Annotated in this window: 11 protein-coding genes; 10 read left to right on the top strand and 1 reads right to left on the bottom strand. The window is 37.8% G+C overall.

The window, feature by feature from the left end; genetic code table 11:
- Positions 1-23: 23 nt before the first annotated feature.
- A complete protein-coding gene (locus K6V30_RS03435) occupies positions 24-530 on the top strand; it encodes a hypothetical protein (RefSeq protein WP_055270898.1) in 507 nt (168 codons plus the stop codon).
- Between the two features lie 156 nt (positions 531-686).
- Here the strand turns inward: K6V30_RS03435 and K6V30_RS03430 are convergent, their stop codons facing one another.
- Positions 687-3,410 (bottom strand): MGH1-like glycoside hydrolase domain-containing protein, encoded by a 2,724-nt coding sequence (locus K6V30_RS03430; RefSeq protein ID WP_055270896.1) that lies wholly within the window; start codon positions 3,408-3,410, stop codon positions 687-689.
- Positions 3,411-3,849: 439 nt separating this feature from the next.
- Between K6V30_RS03430 and K6V30_RS03425 the strand changes: the two genes are divergently transcribed.
- The 9 genes from K6V30_RS03425 (at position 3,850) to K6V30_RS03385 (ending at position 19,330) form a co-directional block, all read left to right on the top strand.
- Entirely contained in the window at positions 3,850-5,739 is a 1,890-nt protein-coding gene (locus K6V30_RS03425) for a family 43 glycosylhydrolase (protein WP_055270894.1), read from the top strand.
- Positions 5,740-5,833: 94 nt separating this feature from the next.
- On the top strand, positions 5,834-7,231 hold the full coding sequence (locus K6V30_RS03420) for an IPT/TIG domain-containing protein (protein ID WP_070101337.1): 1,398 nt from the start codon (positions 5,834-5,836) through the stop codon (positions 7,229-7,231).
- A gap of 23 nt (positions 7,232-7,254) precedes the next feature.
- Positions 7,255-10,320: a SusC/RagA family TonB-linked outer membrane protein gene (locus K6V30_RS03415; RefSeq protein ID WP_055270892.1), complete on the top strand. Its 3,066-nt coding sequence runs from the start codon at positions 7,255-7,257 to the stop codon at positions 10,318-10,320.
- A gap of 12 nt (positions 10,321-10,332) precedes the next feature.
- Positions 10,333-12,432: a RagB/SusD family nutrient uptake outer membrane protein gene (locus tag K6V30_RS03410; protein WP_055270890.1), complete on the top strand. Its 2,100-nt coding sequence runs from the start codon at positions 10,333-10,335 to the stop codon at positions 12,430-12,432.
- A gap of 19 nt (positions 12,433-12,451) precedes the next feature.
- On the top strand, positions 12,452-13,477 hold the full coding sequence (locus K6V30_RS03405) for a DUF4973 domain-containing protein (protein WP_055270888.1): 1,026 nt from the start codon (positions 12,452-12,454) through the stop codon (positions 13,475-13,477).
- Positions 13,478-14,043: 566 nt separating this feature from the next.
- The gene (locus K6V30_RS03400; protein ID WP_048692907.1) at positions 14,044-14,967 is read left to right on the top strand and encodes a glycoside hydrolase family 43 protein; all 924 of its coding nucleotides are present in this window, start codon (positions 14,044-14,046) and stop codon (positions 14,965-14,967) included.
- A 20-nt stretch (positions 14,968-14,987) separates the two neighbouring features.
- Positions 14,988-16,535 carry a glycoside hydrolase family 76 protein gene (locus K6V30_RS03395; protein WP_022301663.1) on the top strand — a complete coding sequence of 516 codons (1,548 nt, stop codon included), beginning with the start codon at positions 14,988-14,990 and terminating at the stop codon, positions 16,533-16,535.
- Positions 16,536-17,137: 602 nt separating this feature from the next.
- Entirely contained in the window at positions 17,138-18,199 is a 1,062-nt protein-coding gene (locus K6V30_RS03390) for a glycoside hydrolase family 88/105 protein (protein ID WP_055270944.1), read from the top strand.
- A 33-nt stretch (positions 18,200-18,232) separates the two neighbouring features.
- Positions 18,233-19,330, top strand: coding sequence for a glycoside hydrolase family 88/105 protein (locus K6V30_RS03385; protein WP_022301661.1), 1,098 nt, complete (start codon positions 18,233-18,235; stop codon positions 19,328-19,330).
- Positions 19,331-19,354 lie beyond the last annotated feature (24 nt).

The raw sequence follows: 19,354 nt of genomic DNA, 5'->3' as shown, positions 1-19,354 counted from the left end.
ATGGAGAAACTATTTACTTGAGAATGCGTACAATTCATAAAGACTTTATAACATCCAGTCCAGTCCCAGAGGTTGAAAGTCAGTATCGGTATGATCGTAGCTTATATTCAAGTTGGAGTTATCCAAGTTATGCTGGTGAATATTGTAATTATTGGGGATATGGTAGACCACAGCCAGATCCGGATCTAGAGGAAGGTGATGATAATGAAGAGGAAATTCAAAATGGTACTATTGTTGTGAGAGTTTATTTACCTTATGAAATAGGTTATCCTAAGAAATATGCATATACATATGAGATAATGAATATGACTGGAGGCTATGTGCAGTATCTTACTGGTACACCTAATGCAGTAGGAGTCAGTAAATCTATAGCCGATGTGGTAGGGGAGAAAGGAGGAAGTATGGAAGTTTTTGCTACAAGGAGAGATAATTCGACAAATGAGAATGCTTATTCTAGTCAAATGATTAATTATGGTACAGGTGAAAGAGAAATTGAAGTTTCTTTTACGGAGTCTGATTTTGAACGTTGATGGATTCTTGTGCATTCAACTGAATAGAATAGCAGGTAGCCATTCAGCTACCTGCTATAATTACTTATATTTTTTTTATTCTATTAAGATTGATGATGTAGTATATGAGAATTTCTAGTACTTATTGTTATGTCTTTTGAGGTATGAAATAATTCATCAGATTGGTTTTATTATTAACTTGTTTGATTTGTTTGTACTAGGTAATGTGATTTCTAATAATCCTTGATGGTATGCCCTGCTTTCTACCACTTTCCCATTGAAAGTTACCTGGTAATCTTTTTCCGGATTCATGCAAACAAGAATTGTTCGCTGATGAGGAACTGTTGAATCATCAAAAGCTATTTCTGCTTGATACTGTGTATAATCATCATTGAAATGACTGTTGGAAATCCACACTTCGAAGCCGGTTGAAACTTTCCCTATCCGATAGTATGCAGCAAACCAGTTGAGTATGGGAGATGATAGACCGGAAAATTGATGCCATCCGGCTCCACGTTGTGAGGAGATTATAAAGTGTTCGAAGGTGTAATAACTCTCCTTACATTCTTTCTCCCATGTATTTAATGCTGTAGTTGCTACTTGATAGGCTTTTTCTCCTTCCCCAAGGTCCAGCAAGGCTTTCCACATCATCCATTGATGAGGAAACCAAACAGCTCCATTCCAATAACCGTCTGTACGATAATATGGAGCAGACTGGTCCACTGTAGAAATTCCTACTTCTGTCCACATCTCATCAGGAGAAAATACATGGTTTATCATCCTGCTTGTTTGCTCTTTGGAGGAGATGTTTGCAATAAGTGGGCTTACTCCGTCTAGTCCCTTATTAAAGTTAGAACCATCTTTATATCGATAGATGCCTTTAGGTTTGCCATCTTTGTCATGCATTACATATCCGAAATAACCGGTTTCCTCATCCCATGAATAGGTTTGTAATGCATTTGACAGTTGTTTGATGGTTTGCTCATACTCTTTTACATCTTTTTTAAGCCCTAGTTCTTTTGCTGCTAAACGTAAAATTTTAGCAGCTCTGATATAATAAGCCGAAGATACCACTGGAGTAACAGAAGCCTTGTCACGTAAAGCATGTTGAGGCGGATAATCATCCCATCCTCCTGAATTATAGAAATAATCCCATGTTCGTAGCAGACCGGAACCTTTCATTCGGGTTGTGGAGTAGGGATTCTTACCTGTCATGAAATCAAAGAACTGCTTCAGTCGTGGGTATAGAAATTGCAATGCTTCTTTTGACTGTGTATTATTCCATAAATCGTAATAGGCATACATCTGTATGGGCAATGGAGTGCCATGATGAATAAATGCAGATTCACTGCCTACAGGAGTTGTATAAGCTCTGATACACTCAAAAGCCTTAGTAATATCCACATCTATTAATCCCAGAGCTATGAAACCGGAATCCCATGTATAAAGGCTATTCCAATTTTTGCCGGGCGTAAAATGCCGGATATATTGCCCTTGGGTATGGACGGGATAAACAATGTTGGATAATAATGCTGATTGCAGCAAGCGACGTCCGAATTCATACTTCTTGCCATCTGCTAATATTCTGTCTTCAGAGTTATTCGAATCCTTTTGTATTAATGAAGTCAGAGTTTCCGGTGTGGAATGAAACTTCTGAATCTGTTCATTGACTTGTTGGGGTGTTCCGGTGCAGACTAAGGCGTATATTGTCTGTTCGGAGTGAGGTGCCAAGACAATCGGACGTAGAAAAGCATTAGAATAATGCCACTCTCTGTTTCCTATTAGTCTCGATGATACATGGTCGTGAGTCTTTTTGCGGAAGAAAGATTCCAGATTGTCATCCAGAACTTCCCGAATCTGAGATTCTTGGTAATTCCATGCTATTCCATAATAGTTATCACATTCCGGATATTTTAAGATAAAATCTTGTTTCGTTTTTCCCGATTTAATTTCGGGAATAAAAGAAAGCTTCCTAGGCAGTATCTTGATTTGCTTTATATCTTCTTCGCTACCGATAAAGAAACCATCTAAATCAGTACTGTAAGTACCCTCTGATATTAATTCTAGCGTGTATTTTCCTGGCTCTTTGCAGGTATATGGGATTGAGACTATGCTATATTCTCCAGTGCCTTGTAATTCTAGGCGGCTTTCAGTTATTCCTTTTACTTGAAAAGTACTTGTTTTTCCTTTAGGAGTATTGTATCTGAATCCTATCATTCCTTTTTCTTTTTCAGGAAGAATATTTATTTCATAGCTCACTTTATCCCCTTTATTTTTCCCAAATCCTTTTCCTAGAACAAAACCACTGAGTGATTGAGAAGTTCGCATTTCGTTCCTTTTCCATCCGTCGTATACTAAATTGTACTGTGGAGATTTGTGCACAGGTTCATTTGATATATAATCGGTTGCGTTATGCCACTGTATATTTGAATCTTCAGGGATTTTAAACTGAGGTTGTTCTCCTTCATAATCGATATATGCCATCAAATTGAGAACGAGATTCTGGTTAACAGCGGTATTATTGATGCAATTCATACCTACCAGTGTTCGGTGTTCATCTAATATATAATAGGTGACATCGGTTAATACACGATCTTTCCACTCCATTTCATAGCGGTATGTGATACGATTCATTGAGGGGTTGATGTCCCATGGATAATAAGATGATTCAAAAAGAACATGAGGAACTAGTTGACGATTGCGGTAATAGCCAGGCATTACGGAAAAGTCAAAGCGTATTCCAGCTTGCATATCGGGGATGTGAGAGATGCCGGCATAGCGTTTTGAATAAGGTCCCCAAGCTTGTAGCGAAGTGATGTCGTGACTATTGCTGAAACACGATGGAGAAATTATTGGCTGTCCTAATGTAGATGTTGTTCCCAAAACAACTATCAGGAACATTAATAAAGATTGCTTAGCTTTCATATTAGAATGTAAAATGGTTCATTATAACAAAGATATGACTTTTGATTTTCGTAAAAAGAAAAAAAGTGTTCAATAAAAAACATAAATTATTCATAATGCAAATAATTGGTCATTATAGTTTGCGAAACCCTTTCTTGTTAGTTGTTAAAAATGGTTTGGGACTAATTTTCCATTAATTGACCTGTTTTTATTACTATAAATACAATAGGTTTTCTACTTTTGTGTCGATAATAAGAACTACTATATTCGTTTTTATGTGAGCACATAATAAAAGAAAATAAATAAGGTAAAGAAAATGATGATTGGTTTTTTATATGGTTGAGAAGACTGCTTGAAGGATAACACATTTTATTTAAAATTTTTAAACTGTATGTAACACAAGGACTTGTATTGAGTCCAACTTAAATCTTATGTAATGAATAACAAACTGATTGAAAAAAGAAGTATCACTATGAGTGCACACCGCTTTATATATATGTTGGCGGGAATACTCTTACTCCTATCGTGCGGATCGGATAATAATGCTCCGATTGATGATCCTGGCAATACAACGAATCATTATCTACAATTACAACCAAATGGATTGAATGCAATCAAGGTTTCTTGTACAGAAGAAAACTTTGTATTTCCTTTCCAAATCAAGGCTGTAGGGAATGGAAGTAATCAAGGAGGAGAGGCCCAAATAAATTCATGGAGTGAGGATGAATTGAAAGCATATAATAATAAGGAGAAAACATCATATGTTCTTTTGCCATCATCATTGTACTCTCTTACTTCTACAGAAGTATCTTTTAAAGAAGGAATTTCCACTATGGATGTAGAGGTTAAGTTTAATCCATCTAAAGTGTTTGCAGAGTTTAGGGAAAAAACTGTTGAGTATGTCATTGCTTTGAAACTGAGTAGCGATAAAATCCAAGTCAGAGATAGTCAGAGTAGAATACTACTTAGTATTTCTTTTGATTATCCAACAGTTGGTCTTGCTGCTTCTGCTGCAGAAGTTAGTGTGAATAAAGATTTGATTCCTGTATCTATTGGTGCAACACTTGATTATACGGTAGATGGAGTGTCTACGACCAATCCATGGGATTTCGTCTGTAGTTTCGCTGTACCATCTAATGCAGAAGAACTGGTTGCAGAATATAATAAAGTTTATAAGACTTCTTATCAACTTCTACCTGTTAGCAATTATGATTTAGGTGAAGGTGTGACTTTTAAGGCTGGTGAAAATCAAGCTAATGGAGAAATTACGATTAAACGTGAAGGGATGGCTGTTGTAAATTATTTGCTTCCTTTACAGTTAGGCCACTGCTCGAATGAAAGCATAATTTGTCGTGATGAGGTTTGTTATCTTCGGGTTGGAAGGACATACACAAATCCAATTATTTCGGATAAGAGTGTGCCTGATCCAAGTGTGATTCGTGCTAATGATGGATATTTTTATTTGTATGCTACACAAACTAAGACTTATTGGATGCCTGTTTATCGTTCAAAAGATTTAGTAAATTGGGAATATCAAGGTACAGCTTTTAATAAAGCGACCGAACCAGATTTGCCGGGAGGAGGGGCATTTTGGGCCCCGGAAATTCGTTTCCTTAATGGCAAATATGTACTTTATTACTCATGGGCTAAAATGAATGGTACTGATATTAGTTACACGGCTGTAGCTGTAGGTGATACACCTATGGGACCTTTCCCTGACAGTAAAGAATTGATAGGGAATAAAGAATTTGGTTCTAATTGTATAGATCAGTTTTATTATGAAGAGGATGGAAAGAAATATATGTTCTTTGGAAGTTTTAAAGGTATTTATGTTACTGAATTGGAAGATGATGGGTTGACTGTTAAATTAGGAAATGATGGTAAACCTACTTTGAAGAAACAAGTTTGTGGGAATGCCTTTGAGGGCACTAATATATATAAAAAAGGCAAATATTATTATTTGTTTGCTTCCATTGGTAGTTGTTGCAATGGCGTGAATGCTTCTTATCAAGTGGTAGTTGGGCGTTCGGAAAACCTTCTTGGTCCGTATGTTGATAAAGACGGGAAAGATATGCTCAAAAACAACTGGGAACTTGTGTTGGAAGGAGATGGGCAAAAATGGATAGGACCTGGACATAATTCTATTATTGTTCAAGATGATGAAGGCACTGATTGGATGATTTATCATAGCTATATGAAAAAAGATGGTGGAGTTGGAGGGCGTTTGGGAATGCTCGATCGCGTATTGTGGACTGATGATGGTTGGCCATATATAAAAAATAAGATTCCATCTAATTCGGATTTAATTCCTGTATTCTATGACTAGAGTTTAATTTAAAATATTCTCTAATGAGAATGATATATTTATTAAATATATTACACAATTAAATAATGCTCATAACATTAAAAATCAATGTATTATGAAAATGAAAACAAAAACAAGAAATCATGGCTGGTATCTTCTATGGGGAGTACTGGCGTTGGTTAGTTTCTGCTTTTTGAGTTGCAAAGATGATGATAAAAGTGAAGAACAACAACCTTTTGATCCGACTAAGCCAGTGCTTATTTCCGATTTTACTCCCAAAGAGGGTGGTATGGGGGCACGGCTCGTGGTCTATGGAGACAATTTCGGGAACGATGTGTCTAGAGTAAAAGTTACTATTGGTGGGAAAGCTGCAAATCTTATTGGAGTAAAGAATCAAAGTTTACATTGTTTTGTACCGTCTCAAGCATTTAATGGCGATATTGAAGTTACGATACTAGATGAAAATGGAGAGGAGATCGCTTATGCGGAAGCAGAAGAGAAGTTTGTATATCAGAAAAAGATGTTAGTGACTACCTTAGCTGGAGAAACGTATGAAAATAACACAAAATGGGATGTAAAAGATGGACCTTTTGATGACTGTGGTGGATTCGATAATGCTAATTGGATGGTTTTGGATCCAATGGATTCTGATAAGTTGTATGTTTGTGGAGCTAACAAGTCACATCGTGTGCTTGACCTTGCCAATGAAACTGTGGGTACTATTTCATTTCCTTCCCCAGTGGGAACTTCGAGTATAAACGCTATAAGTTTCTCTAAAAAAGGAGAATTAATTGTAGTAAAAGACTATGCTAAAACCGATCAGCCTGCGACTTTCTTTTTTTCTCGTGAGAGTGGGTTTCAAACGATTGTTGAAAGTTATGTTGCCCGTGGTTCTCGTTCAGCTAGTGTTCATCCTGTAAATGGCGAAATTTATACTTCCCGGTATGATTTGGGAGTGGTTGGACGATATGATCAGGATACAAAAGTTCATGAATTTGATAAAATACCACTTCCATATTCAAAAGTTGGCGTTTTTACAGCTATTCATCCTACAGGGAATTATATGTATCTTATTTTGTCTGATGATACACATATTATCATGCGTAGTGATTATAATTGGATAGAAAAAACATTTATGACACCTTATTTGGTATGTGGTAAATATAAAGAGAGTGGTTGGACTGATGGAATGGGCAATAGAGTTAGACTGAATGTTCCAAGGGAAGGTTGCTTTGTAAAGAATCCTGAGTATGTAGGGCAGGAAGATGAATATGATTTTTATTTCTGTGATCAGAGAAACCACTGCATTCGTAAAATGACTCCTGAAGGGCGTGTAAGTACTTTTGCAGGACGCCCAAATGGAGAAGGAAAAGAAGGGTATAATGATGGAGATTTGCGTCATGAGGCTCGTTTTTCACGCCCGACAAGCATAGTGTATGATGAAAAAAGAGAATGCTTTTATGTTGGCGATGTTGATAATCATCGTATCCGAAAGATTGCTATGGAAGAATAATAAATGATAAACATACTTTTCTTATGATGAAAAATTTTTTGTTAACATGTATGTTGTTACTCGGACTTTCTGTTTCAATGTGGGGACAGGAAAATATTGTAGTAACGGGAATTGTGACCGATACAAATAAAGAACCTATGATCGGTGTAAATGTAGTTATCGCAGATATGCCGGGTTTAGGTGCTATTACTGATATTAATGGTAAATTTTTGATTAAAATGCCGCCTTATCATAAATTGGTATTTACATACATAGGTTATGACCAAGTAGAGGTGCTGGTGAAAGAACAACGGACGGTAAATGTGGTGATGAAAGAATCAGAAGCACATTTGATAGACGAGGTAGTGATTACAGGTACGGGAGCACAGAAAAAGATAGCAGTAACAGGTGCTGTGACTAATGTGGATGTAGAGGATTTGAAATATACTCCTTCTACCTCTATGGCTGACGCGTTGGCTGGGGTTGTACCAGGCATTCAAGCTATGCAATCGAATGGTCGTCCTGGTACAGTATCTGAGTTTTGGGTGCGTAGTATTTCTACATTTGGTGCTAGTAGTGCTGCTTTGGTTTTAGTTGATGGCTTTGAACGTGATCTAAATGAGGTAAGCGTAGAGGATGTTGAGTCATTTACTGTATTAAAAGATGCTTCAGCTACGGCGATTTATGGTAGTAAAGGAGCTAATGGTGTAATTTTGATTAATACTCGTCGTGGTAAAGAGGGGAAAATTAATATTAATGCTAAGGTAGAAGGTTTCTATAATACATTTACCAAAACTCCTGAATTCGTAGATGGATATACCTATGCTTCCATGGCTAACGAAGCTAAGATTGCACGTAATCAAGAACCGCTTTATCAACCGGAAGAATTGGAGATATTTCGATTAGGGCTTGATCCAGACTTGTATCCGGATGTAGACTGGATGGATATTATGCTTCGGGATGGTGCATGGAGTTCACGTGCATCTTTGAATATGACTGGCGGTGGAAAAACTGCTCGTTATTATGTAGGTGGTAGCTATCAGGAGCAACAAGGTATGTATAAAACAGATAAGTCCTTAAAAGATTACAATACTAATGCAAACTTTCGGAAATGGACTTATCGTATGAATGTGGATATAGATATTACTAAGACTACTATATTGAAAGTCGGTCTTTCCGGTTCATTGCAAAAACAAAATGATCCGGGTGTAGGAACTACTGCTATTTGGACTACTTTGATGGGATATAATTCTATTATGATGCCATTGACTTATTCTGATGGTAAAATTCCTGCATGGTCTGGGAAAGAAGACAATATCAACCCATGGACGCAGGCAACACAGACTGGATACAATGAGAGTTGGAAAAATAGTATTCAAACTAATGCGGTATTAGAACAAGATTTAAAATTTATTACCAAAGGATTGAAATTTATTGGCCGTTTTGGATATGATACTTATAATGAGAACAATATAAGACGTGTTAAATGGCCAGAATTATATAAAGCTGAGAATTACCGTGATACCAATGGTAACCTCATTTTTACCCGTGTTTCAGAAGAGAAGAAGATGACTCAAAGTTCAGGATCTAATGGTAATCGAAAAGAATTTTTTGAATGGGAATTACATTATAATCGTGGGTTTAATGATCATCATACAGGAGCTGTTATAAAATATACACAATCCTCTAAAGTTTTCACACAAGGTATTGGTTCGGATTTGAAGAATGGTATTGCTCGTCGTAATCAAGGTATTGCAGGACGTGTAAACTATAATTGGAAGTATCGTTATTTTATAGATTTTAATTTTGGTTATACAGGTTCAGAAAACTTTCATAAAGATCATCGTTTTGGCTTTTTCCCAGCTGTTTCTGGAGCATGGAATTTAGCTGAAGAGTCTTTTATAAAAAAACATGTGAAATGGATGAATATGTTTAAAATTCGTTACTCTTGGGGTAAAACAGGTAATGATAATTTAGGCAATAACATTCGCTTCCCGTATTTATATACGATTGCGACAGATGGCGGTGGATATAAATTTGCAGATTATGGATATGACCGTAGTTATAGTGGTATGTATTATTCTCAGGTTGCTTCTGAAAATGTTTCGTGGGAAATTGCTACCAAGCAGGATTTAGGTATTGATTTCAGTTTTTTTAATGATAAATTGTCAGGTTCTATTGATTATTATCATGAAAAACGTACTGGTATTTATATGGGGCGTGCTTATTTGCCAGGGATTGTTGGTTTAACAGGCTCTAATCCTTCAGGAAATGTGGGTGAAGTAAAATCGGAAGGTTTTGATGGTAATTTTACTTTTAAGCAAAAGTTGGGTAAAGTAAATTTAACTGTACGTGGTAATATGACTTACGGCAAGAATGAGATTTTGGAACGTGACGAAGAAAATACTCCTTATTGGTATAAAACAATGGCAGGACATCGTGTAGATCAGGCTATGGGATTAATTGCTATGGGGCTGTTTAAAGATTATGAAGAGATTCGTAACTGGCCGTCTCAGTTCGGTGATGTTATGCCAGGTGATATCAAATATAAAGATATCAATGGTGATGGTGTGATTAATGACAATGATAAAGTAGCTATTGGTGCGACAAAAAGACCAAACTTTACTTATGGTTTTGGAGCAAGTGCTAAATGGAAAGGATTAGATGTAAATGTACACTTTCAAGGAGTTGGGAAATCTACTTATTTTATTAATGGTTCTACAGTGTACATGTTTTCAGGAGGAGATGGCTGGGGAAATGTCTTGAAAGAAATGGCAGAAGGAAATCGTTGGATTTTAGGTGTTAATGAAGATCCTAATGCAGATTATCCACGTTTGACCTATGGAAATAATAGCAACAATAACCGTGCTTCTACTTTCTGGTTGAGAAATGGTGCTTATCTGAGATTGAAAACTTTGGATATAGGTTATTCACTTCCTAAATCATTAGTTAATAAGGTACATATGAACCAAGTGCGTATATTCTTTATTGGAACTAATTTGCTTACATTTTCTAAATTCAAGCTTTGGGACCCTGAAATGGGAAGTGCAGATGGAAAGAAATATCCGCTTAGTAAAACATTCTCTTTGGGAGTATCTGTTAATTTATAATAAAGATTTTATATGAAAAAAGTAATTATAATTTTATCTTTTGTGGCAGGATTGAGTGTCTTTATGACCGGATGTTCTGATTATCTGGATTCGGATTATTTATTCGAGGAGCGTATGTCCATAGAGGATGTATTTAGCAACAAAGATTATACAAATCGTTGGTTGGCGGAAGGTTATGCTTATTTAGGCAATAACTATATGCAAGATGTTTGTAGTAAAAAAATTCTGCCTTTTAATTTTGCTGATGATATGTATTTTGGTGATGAGGGTGATGGTTATAAAGCATGGAAAAGTGGGCAATATTCGGAGAAAGGAGTCTTAGGAAATAATAATCAAAGTTTAGGTGTTTGGGAGACTGCTTATAAAGGAATTCGTCAGGTTTCTATTTTCTTGAATAACATTGATAAGAATAAGGAATTTACAGAAGAAGAAATCTCGGATTTTAAAGGTCAGGCTCATTTCTTGCGTGCTTATTTCTATTGGTTTATGCTCCGTTTATATGGTCCGATTCCTATTCTTCCAGAGGAAGGACTTGATTACATGGAAAGTTATGATGATTTGGCTTATCCAAGAAATACATATGACGAATGTGTAACATACATTAATGATGAATTGTTGAAAGCTGCAAGTGTATTACCTCTTCAGCGATCAGTACAAGAAATAGCTCGTCCAACTCGTGGAGCTGCACTTGCATTGCGTGCTAAAGTATTTTTGTTTGCGGCAAGCCCGTTGTTTAATGGAAAAGCACCAGTGTCTGTTGCTTCAGCTTTAATAAATAGAGATGGAACACATTTGCTTCCTGATGTATATGATGAATCGAAATGGGCAAAAGCTGCAGCAGCAGCTAAAGATGTGATGGATTTAAATTTTTATGAATTGTATACAGCACCAGCTAAAACAATAGGAGATATGGCTTATCCTGCTACTATAACTCCTCCTCATAATGCGGAATTTTCTGAACAAGATTGGCCCAATGGATGGAAAAATATTGATCCGTTTGAGTCATATCGTTCCTTGTTCAATGGTTCTGTTGCTGCTAATGCAAATCCAGAATTGATATTTACACGTGCAGGGAATCAAGGTGGCGAGAATATAAGAGTAATGGTGATACATCAGATTCCTAGAAATACAGGTGGAGGATATAACTCGCATGGTATGACGCAAAAACAGTGCGATGCTTATTATATGAATAATGGCGAAGATTGCCCGGGTATGAATGATATGTATAGTGATCGTCCGGGATATGTCGGTCGTTACAATACGGAAGAGCGTCCAAAAGATTTTGTGACTGCTGAGGAATTAGTAAATTATCCGGAATTGGGGCAGCTAGGTACAGGGGTTTCTAAACAATACGTACAGCGTGAGCCGCGTTTTTACGCATCTGTAGCATATAGTGGAAGTACATGGCATTATTTGAAAGCACTGAATGATGATAATCATGATGAAAAGAGTAATGTACCAGTCTTCTATTATAGAGGAGGAAGTAATGATGGATATAAATCATCTTCTTATTGGTTACGTACTGGTATTGGAATTAAGAAGTATGTACACCCAGATGACATTAGTTATACTCATAACTCGCCATATGATATATCTCGTGTTGTGTTTAAGCCAGATCCCGCCATTCGTTATGCAGAGGTATTGTTGATTTATGCGGAGGCTTTGAATGAATTGACAGGGTCATATGAACTTCCTTCCTGGGATGGAAGTAAGACTCACTCTATTAGTCGAAACGAGACAGAAATGAAGAAGGGTATTCGTCCAATCCGTATTCGTGCAGGATTGCCTGATTATACACCAGATGAATATAATAATGTAGACAAGTTCCGTATGAAACTGAAACGTGAACGGCAAATAGAACTCTTTGCAGAGGGACATCGTTACTTTGACTTACGTCGTTGGATGGATGCTCCGGAAGAGGAATCAGCTCCAGTATATGGTTGTAATGTGCTTGCAACGCAGGAGATGAGAGAAGACTTTCAGACACCAGTAATGTGTACTTCATTACCTACTATTTTTGCAGAGAAGATGTGGCTTTGGCCTATTAGTCATACTGAATTGAAACATAATGCCAATCTGATCCAAAATCCGGGTTGGACTGATCCTGAATAATATTTGAACGATTGAGAATATGAAAAATATATATTATTTATTTTTAGGCATGGTAGTGGCAATATGCTGCGTATCGTGCAATAATGAATGGGAAGACGAGCAATATTTGCATATGGCTTCTTTCAAGGCTAATGTGAATGCACAAGGAGTGACGACAACATATGTTCGTTATAAACCAGGAGGAGTAGTGCAATATAAACTGCCAATAATTATTAGCGGTTCAACTGTGTCTGACCGACCTTTGAATATTCAGATTGCCCTAGATCCGGATACTTTGGCTGTATTGAATCAAAATGTATATGGTCATCGCCAAGAACTATATTTCCAGCAGTTACCAAGCCAATATTATAATATGTCAGAAACCGTGGAAATTCCTGCCGGTGAAACTACAGGGGTATTACCAATCGATTTTAAATTAACAGAAGATTTGGACCAGGCTGATAAATGGGTATTGCCTTTGCAAATTGTGGATGATCCTTCATTAGGTTATAAGGCTAATCCTCGCAAGTATTTTCGAAGAGCAATGTTACGTCTTTTACCGTTTAACGATTATTCAGGTACTTATGATGCAGCTCAATACTTGATTCACTTTAAGACAGATGTGGATAATAAGGAGCCTTTTACTGTAAGTGAACAGCGGGCGTTTGTTGTGGATGACCGAACAGTTTTTATTTATGCTGGAACTAGAGATATTGATTACTTAGACCGTAAGTTATATAAGATCTTTATTCGTTTCCCAGAAGAGGGTAATGACACTAAACAATTAGAGGTTTGGGCAGAAAATGATGAACTTAATTTTGGTCCACTTACAGACGCAGATGGCAAACCATTGGCATTCCAGTCTAACTTCTCTATGTATAGTGAGATGGATGAACTGAAACCTTATCTGAAGAAGATTTTTATAACAATGAATTTATATTATGAGTTTGATGATTATACTACTGTGCCTGGAAAGAGAATTCGATATAAAGTACAGGGTTCATTGTCAATGCAACGTAATTTGAATACTTTGATTCCGGATGAAGACCAGCAAGTTCAATGGTAAAAGTGTGAAGAAAGGCAGATATGATTAAACGATGATTAATCTATGTAGCTAAACTGAAACGCAAGTTATCGCAAATTTTGATTTAGTTCAGAATGAATTTGTGGTAGCTTGCGTTTCAAACATTAATAATGAATATTTTGCAACATTTTTTTACTAAAAATATGAAGAATACACACAGCAATTTATTTTTAAACGTATATTTGATATTAGGAACTATTTTCTTTTTGTCTTGTGGCGGCGGTGACGATTCACCACTTAATAAGAATGATCAGAAGGGAGATGATGGGCAGAAAAATGAAGCAATCATAGAGACGGTTACTGATTTTACAGCGAAAGAGACTGATAAGGCGAATGAATTACTATTGGAATGGAAAAATCCATCAGGAATTGTCGCTGTGGAGATATCTTATTTCTTGGAAGAAAATGGGGAATCTCCTGCAATTATAAATGTGCGTGTATATGGTGAGAAAAATAGCAAATATACACTCCAATTACCAGAATTTGGAACCTACCAAATTGCTGCTGTAGCCGTTGATAATTATGGTAAGCGTTCCGAGAAAGTGACGATTTCAGCTACTCCAGCCGAAAAAGACGCGATTGACCCGGATATAATAGCAGAGTATAAATTGCCGATTGCCGATCCTTTTGTGTTATACCATGAAGGTAAATACTATGCATATGGAACTCGTGTTAACGGATTCGAAGTGTATATCTCTGAAGATTTGAAGCAATGGAAGCGAAATGATATAAAGGCTTTGTCACCGGAAAATTCCTGGGGAACTAAATGGTATTGGGCTCCGGAAGTATATTATGTGAAATCAAAGAATTTGTTTTATATGTTCTATTCGGTGGAAGAACATATTTGTGTAGCTACCTCTACTAGCCCGGAAGGCCCCTTTATACAGAGGGAAAAGAAGCCTATTGTAGCAGATGAAAAAGGAATTGATACTTCGTTTTTTATAGATGATGATGGTACTCCTTATCTCTATTATGTACGATTTACCGGGGGAAACGTGATTTGGGTAGCAGAAATGAATGACGACTTGACCAGTATAAAAAAAGAAACATTGACTAAGTGTATAAGTGCTACTGAACCTTGGGAGAAGAAACAAGGGACGATTGCCGAAGGTCCTTCGTTGTTGAAGAAAGGGAATACTTATTACCTGATATATTCAGCAAACCACTATGAAAGTAAAGACTATGCTGTAGGATATGCAACGGCTAGTTCTCCTAAAGGACCTTGGACCAAGTATAGCGGAAATCCGATTCTCCGGAGAGACAAAGAGGCTGCTAAGTCTGTAGGGCTAGTCGGTACAGGACATGGAGCACCGTTTGTCTGTGCCAATGGAAGTTATAAATATATCTTTCATGCTCATGCAAGTGAGACAAGTGTAGGTCCCCGTACTTCCTACATCAGTAACTTTAATATCTCCGATAAAGGAGTAATTAGTATCACAGGAGAAACGATTGAACCAGTGAGAATAAAGTAACCCTATAAACTAGGAATATCATGAAAAATATCCGATTTAATATGCTGTTAGGAATCTGTTTCTTTCTCTTATTTGCATTATTAGGTGCATGCGGTGGGGGCGACTCGCCTATCACGGATGAAATAGATGATGGAAAGCAGGATGGACAGGGCCCAAAAACAGTACCTCCGGTTACCAATCTTGTGGCGGAGAAAACGGAGAGAGCGAATGAATTGCAAGTAAGCTGGACTAATCCTGTCGGAGCTATTTCTGTAGAGATCTCTTATTTGTTAGAGGGAGATAAACCTGAGAACACAGCAAAGAAAAACATACGTATTGCTACAGAAAAGGTTGGTTCACTGTTAATAGTTGTCTCTGAACCGGGAACATATATTGTGACTGCCGTCGCTGTTGATAATTATGGGAAACGCTCGGAGGAATTGACGGTCACTGCTACGCCGCTTCGTGAAGAAGAGGTAGTGAGAACCCGTTTCCTGGAAAGAGCTGACATCCTGATGACTTCGTTAATGAATCTTTGTTTCGGAAAGTCTGCACGTGACTGTTGGAATACAAGATATCCGCTTGCTACTGGACCTTATTGGGATGGAGATGCCGTAGTCTGGGATCAAGGAGCAGGGCTTTCTGGCTATGTAGCTTTGCGTGGAGCTTCAATCGGGGTATCTGCTTATGAAAAAAAGTATGCAGATTTGACTGACCGTATGTTTAACAGTATCAATCGTTTTATCACAACTGATAACAAGCGCAGCGCTTACGCAGTTTATCCGCAAAACGGAAATGAAAGGTATTATGACGATAATGTCTGGATAGGACTGGATATGGCGGAACTGTATGAACAGACAAAGGAAAATCGTTTCTTGGAGAAGGCGAAAATGGTTTGGGATTATTTGATGGTGGGAAACACCAGTTCATGTGGTGGCGGTATTCTTTGGAGGGAAATACCGGCATACAGTAATAAACATACATGTTCTACCGCACCGGCTGCAGTATTGGGATGTAAATTATATCAGATAACCAAAGAGCAGAAGTATCTGGATAAAGCTAAAGAATTTTATGCATGGTTGATACAATACATGCAAGATCCGAGTGATCACCTTTTCTATGATAATATTACTCCTTCGATGACTATAGGTAAAAGTAAGTACAGTTACAATTCCGGTCAGCCAATGCAGGCTGCTTGTTTATTGTACAATATAACAGGAGAACAACAATATCTGAATGAAGCGCAGCAGATTGCCCGTTCAGCCTACAGTAAGTGGTTTACCTTGTATGACTCAAAAGAACTGGGAGAAAAGTTCTATCGTATAAATGGAGATCATGCCTGGTTTTATTCTGTATTGTTTCGTGGTTTCCTTGAACTGTATAAGATTGATGGAAGAAGGGATTATGTCACTGCGTTCGAGAAGAGCATGTTGCAGGCTTGGATGTCAGAATGCCGGAATCAAACAACTAATCTGCTGAGTAATAATTATTTTATCGGTAAAACGAATTCTTCTTGGCAAGTCCTGCACGAAGGAGCTTTTGTCGAGATGCTGGCTCGTTTAGCTGTACTGGAACTAGAAGGAAAATAATGAAGAATAAGATGTATAAAATGAAAAATGATGGTTGGATACATGATATAGCGAAGGCACTGTGTTGCATATTCCTGATAATGACATCGGGTGGTATGCTTTATAGCTGTTCCAGTGAAAATGAAGACCCTGTGCCACCGGTTCAGGAAGGTACGGAAAATGACGAAAAGGAAAAATACACCTATGTGTATCAGTTGAAGGCAGATAATTATAATATGCCGACAGAGGGTACTATCTCTCCTGAGTATGATGACTCTCCTGAGGGAAAAGATATTAGTAGTTTGGTTGATGGAGACTGGACAACTTCTTTCTATACTCCTAATAATTCTGTCTCTATCATCTGGAAGGGAAAAGAACCGGTTGTAGCGCGTTATTATTCGGTTATGGCAACCGGAGATAAAGAAGGAAATGCACCTGGTGCGTGGTCTCTTTACGGATCGAATGACAATGTGAAGTGGGTCGAACTAGATAATAGAATTCGGCAGGAGTTTGAAAAAAGGGAGAAAAAGTTTTTGGAGTTGAGACATAAGGAGGCGTATCAGTACTATAAACTGACCATTCATCGGAATCAAGGCGGAAAAGGAATCGAAATTCAGGAATGGATGTTACAGACCAAGCGGACAATTGATACTCCCTTACTGACTGATTTTCCGGAAGGGAGTACTCCTAAGGAGATAGGGAAACGGTTGGGAAAACTTTTTGCAAAGGGGAAACATAATGGGAAAACTCTCAGTTATCCGGAAACTTTTACTTGGAACGGAGCATTGAAATATGCGGAAGTAGCGAAAGACAATGAACTGATCCGGTCCTTGAAAGATGGGTTTGAGTCTTTTTTTACTACTGATAGGCACTTTTTGCCTGGGATGGACCATGTTGACCGGAATATGTTCGGTAGTCTTCCTCTCACATTGTATCTGATCACTAAAGATGAACGATATCGGGAAATGGGTATACCTTACGCAGATACCCAATGGGAAGTACCGGAAAATGCAAGTGCAAGTGCGAAGTCATGGGCAGCGAAGGGATATAGCTGGCAAACTCGCTTGTGGATTGATGACATGTATATGATTCCTGTCATTCAAACGCATGCTTATAAAGTGACCGGTGAGTTGAAATACGTTGAGCGCGCTGCTAAAGAAATGGCGATGTATCTGGATGAGTTGCAACGTACGAATGGACTTTTCTATCATGCACCGGATGTACCCTATTTTTGGGGAAGAGGAAACGGATGGGTGGCGGCAGGGATGGCAGAAGTGCTTCGCTATCTGCCGGAATCGAGCCCATATCATTTGCCTATTGTAAGAGGTTTCCAAACTATGATGGCAAGTCTGAAAAATTATCAAACAGAAGAGGGTATGTGGAGACAGTTGATTGATAAACCGGACTGCTGGGTAGAAACATCGGGCTCGGCTATGTTTACTTACGCATTTATTATGGGAGTGAAATATGGATGGTTACCGGTAAAAGAGTATGGTGAAGCTGCTCGAAGAGCATGGTTGGCTATGCTTACTTATATAAACTCGAATGATAAAGTAAGAGAAGTGTGTGTCGGTACTAACAAAAAGAATGATATGCAGTATTATTATGATCGTCCCCGTAATACGGGGGATTATCATGGGCATGCACCTTATCTTTGGTGTACGGTTGCTCTTCTAGAAGAATAAACTTTTTATTATCTAATGACTAAAAATATCGTTATGTATAAAAGAATACTTTTTTTATTATGCATTTTGCCTTTTCAGCTATTAATGGCACAGAGCAAGTTGACGGATTTTCCTCAAGGGTATACTCCGGAAGAAGTCGGTAATCGCCTGGCATATCGTTTTATGGAGAAATATAGAATAAGCGATAGAAAAGGAATTGGTTATGCTGATACATTTAATTGGAGTGGTGCCCTTAAGTATGCAGCAATCGCCAAAGACGAAAGGCTGGTTAAGCTGTTGCAAAATAAGTTTGATTCGTTGTTTACGACAAAAAAGAATATTTTGCCTAAAAAGACGCATGTAGATTGGAATATGTTCGGCAGTCTATGTTTGGAACTGTACAAAATAACTAAAGATAAACGTTATTTGGACTTAGGAATCTCTTATGCTGATACGCAATGGGAACTTCCCGGGAATGCAAAAGCCAAAGAAAAGGAATGGGATGCGAAAGGATATTCTTGGCAAACTCGTCTATGGATTGACGATATGTATATGATTACCATTGTACAAACTCAGGCTTACAAAGTGACCGGAGACCGGAAATATATTGATCGTGCAGCCAAAGAAATGGTGCTTTATTTAGATGAGTTGCAACGCCCGAATGGGCTTTTCTACCATGCACCGGACGTTCCTTTTTATTGGGGACGTGGTAATGGATGGATGGCGGCAGGGATGGCAGAATTACTTCAATGTTTGCCTGAGGATAGTAAATATCGTCCGCGTATTTTGAAAGGTTATCGCAAAATGATGAAGAGTCTGAAAAAATATCAGACGTCCGATGGCTTGTGGAATCAGTTAATAGACCAGCCTGATTGTTGGGCTGAGACTTCGGGATCTGCTATGTTTACTTTTGCATTTATTACCGGAGTCAAGCAAGGATGGCTCAAGGCAAAAGAATATGGTCCGGCAGCCCGCAAAGCATGGATGGCTTTAGTACCGTATATTAATGAGAAGAATGATGTAAGAGAAGTGTGTGTGGGAACGAATAAAAAGAATAGTAAGCAGTATTATTATGATCGCCCTCGTCATACCGGTGATTATCACGGTCAGGCTCCTTATCTTTGGTGTACGGTTGCTCTTCTGGAAAAATAACGGTGAATACGGGCAATTATGTCC

It is taken from the genome of Bacteroides faecis (genome assembly GCF_020091505.1).
In the GTDB taxonomy this organism is placed as follows: Bacteria; Bacteroidota; Bacteroidia; order Bacteroidales; family Bacteroidaceae; genus Bacteroides; species Bacteroides faecis.
This window is presented reverse-complemented; position numbering and strand designations above follow the sequence as displayed.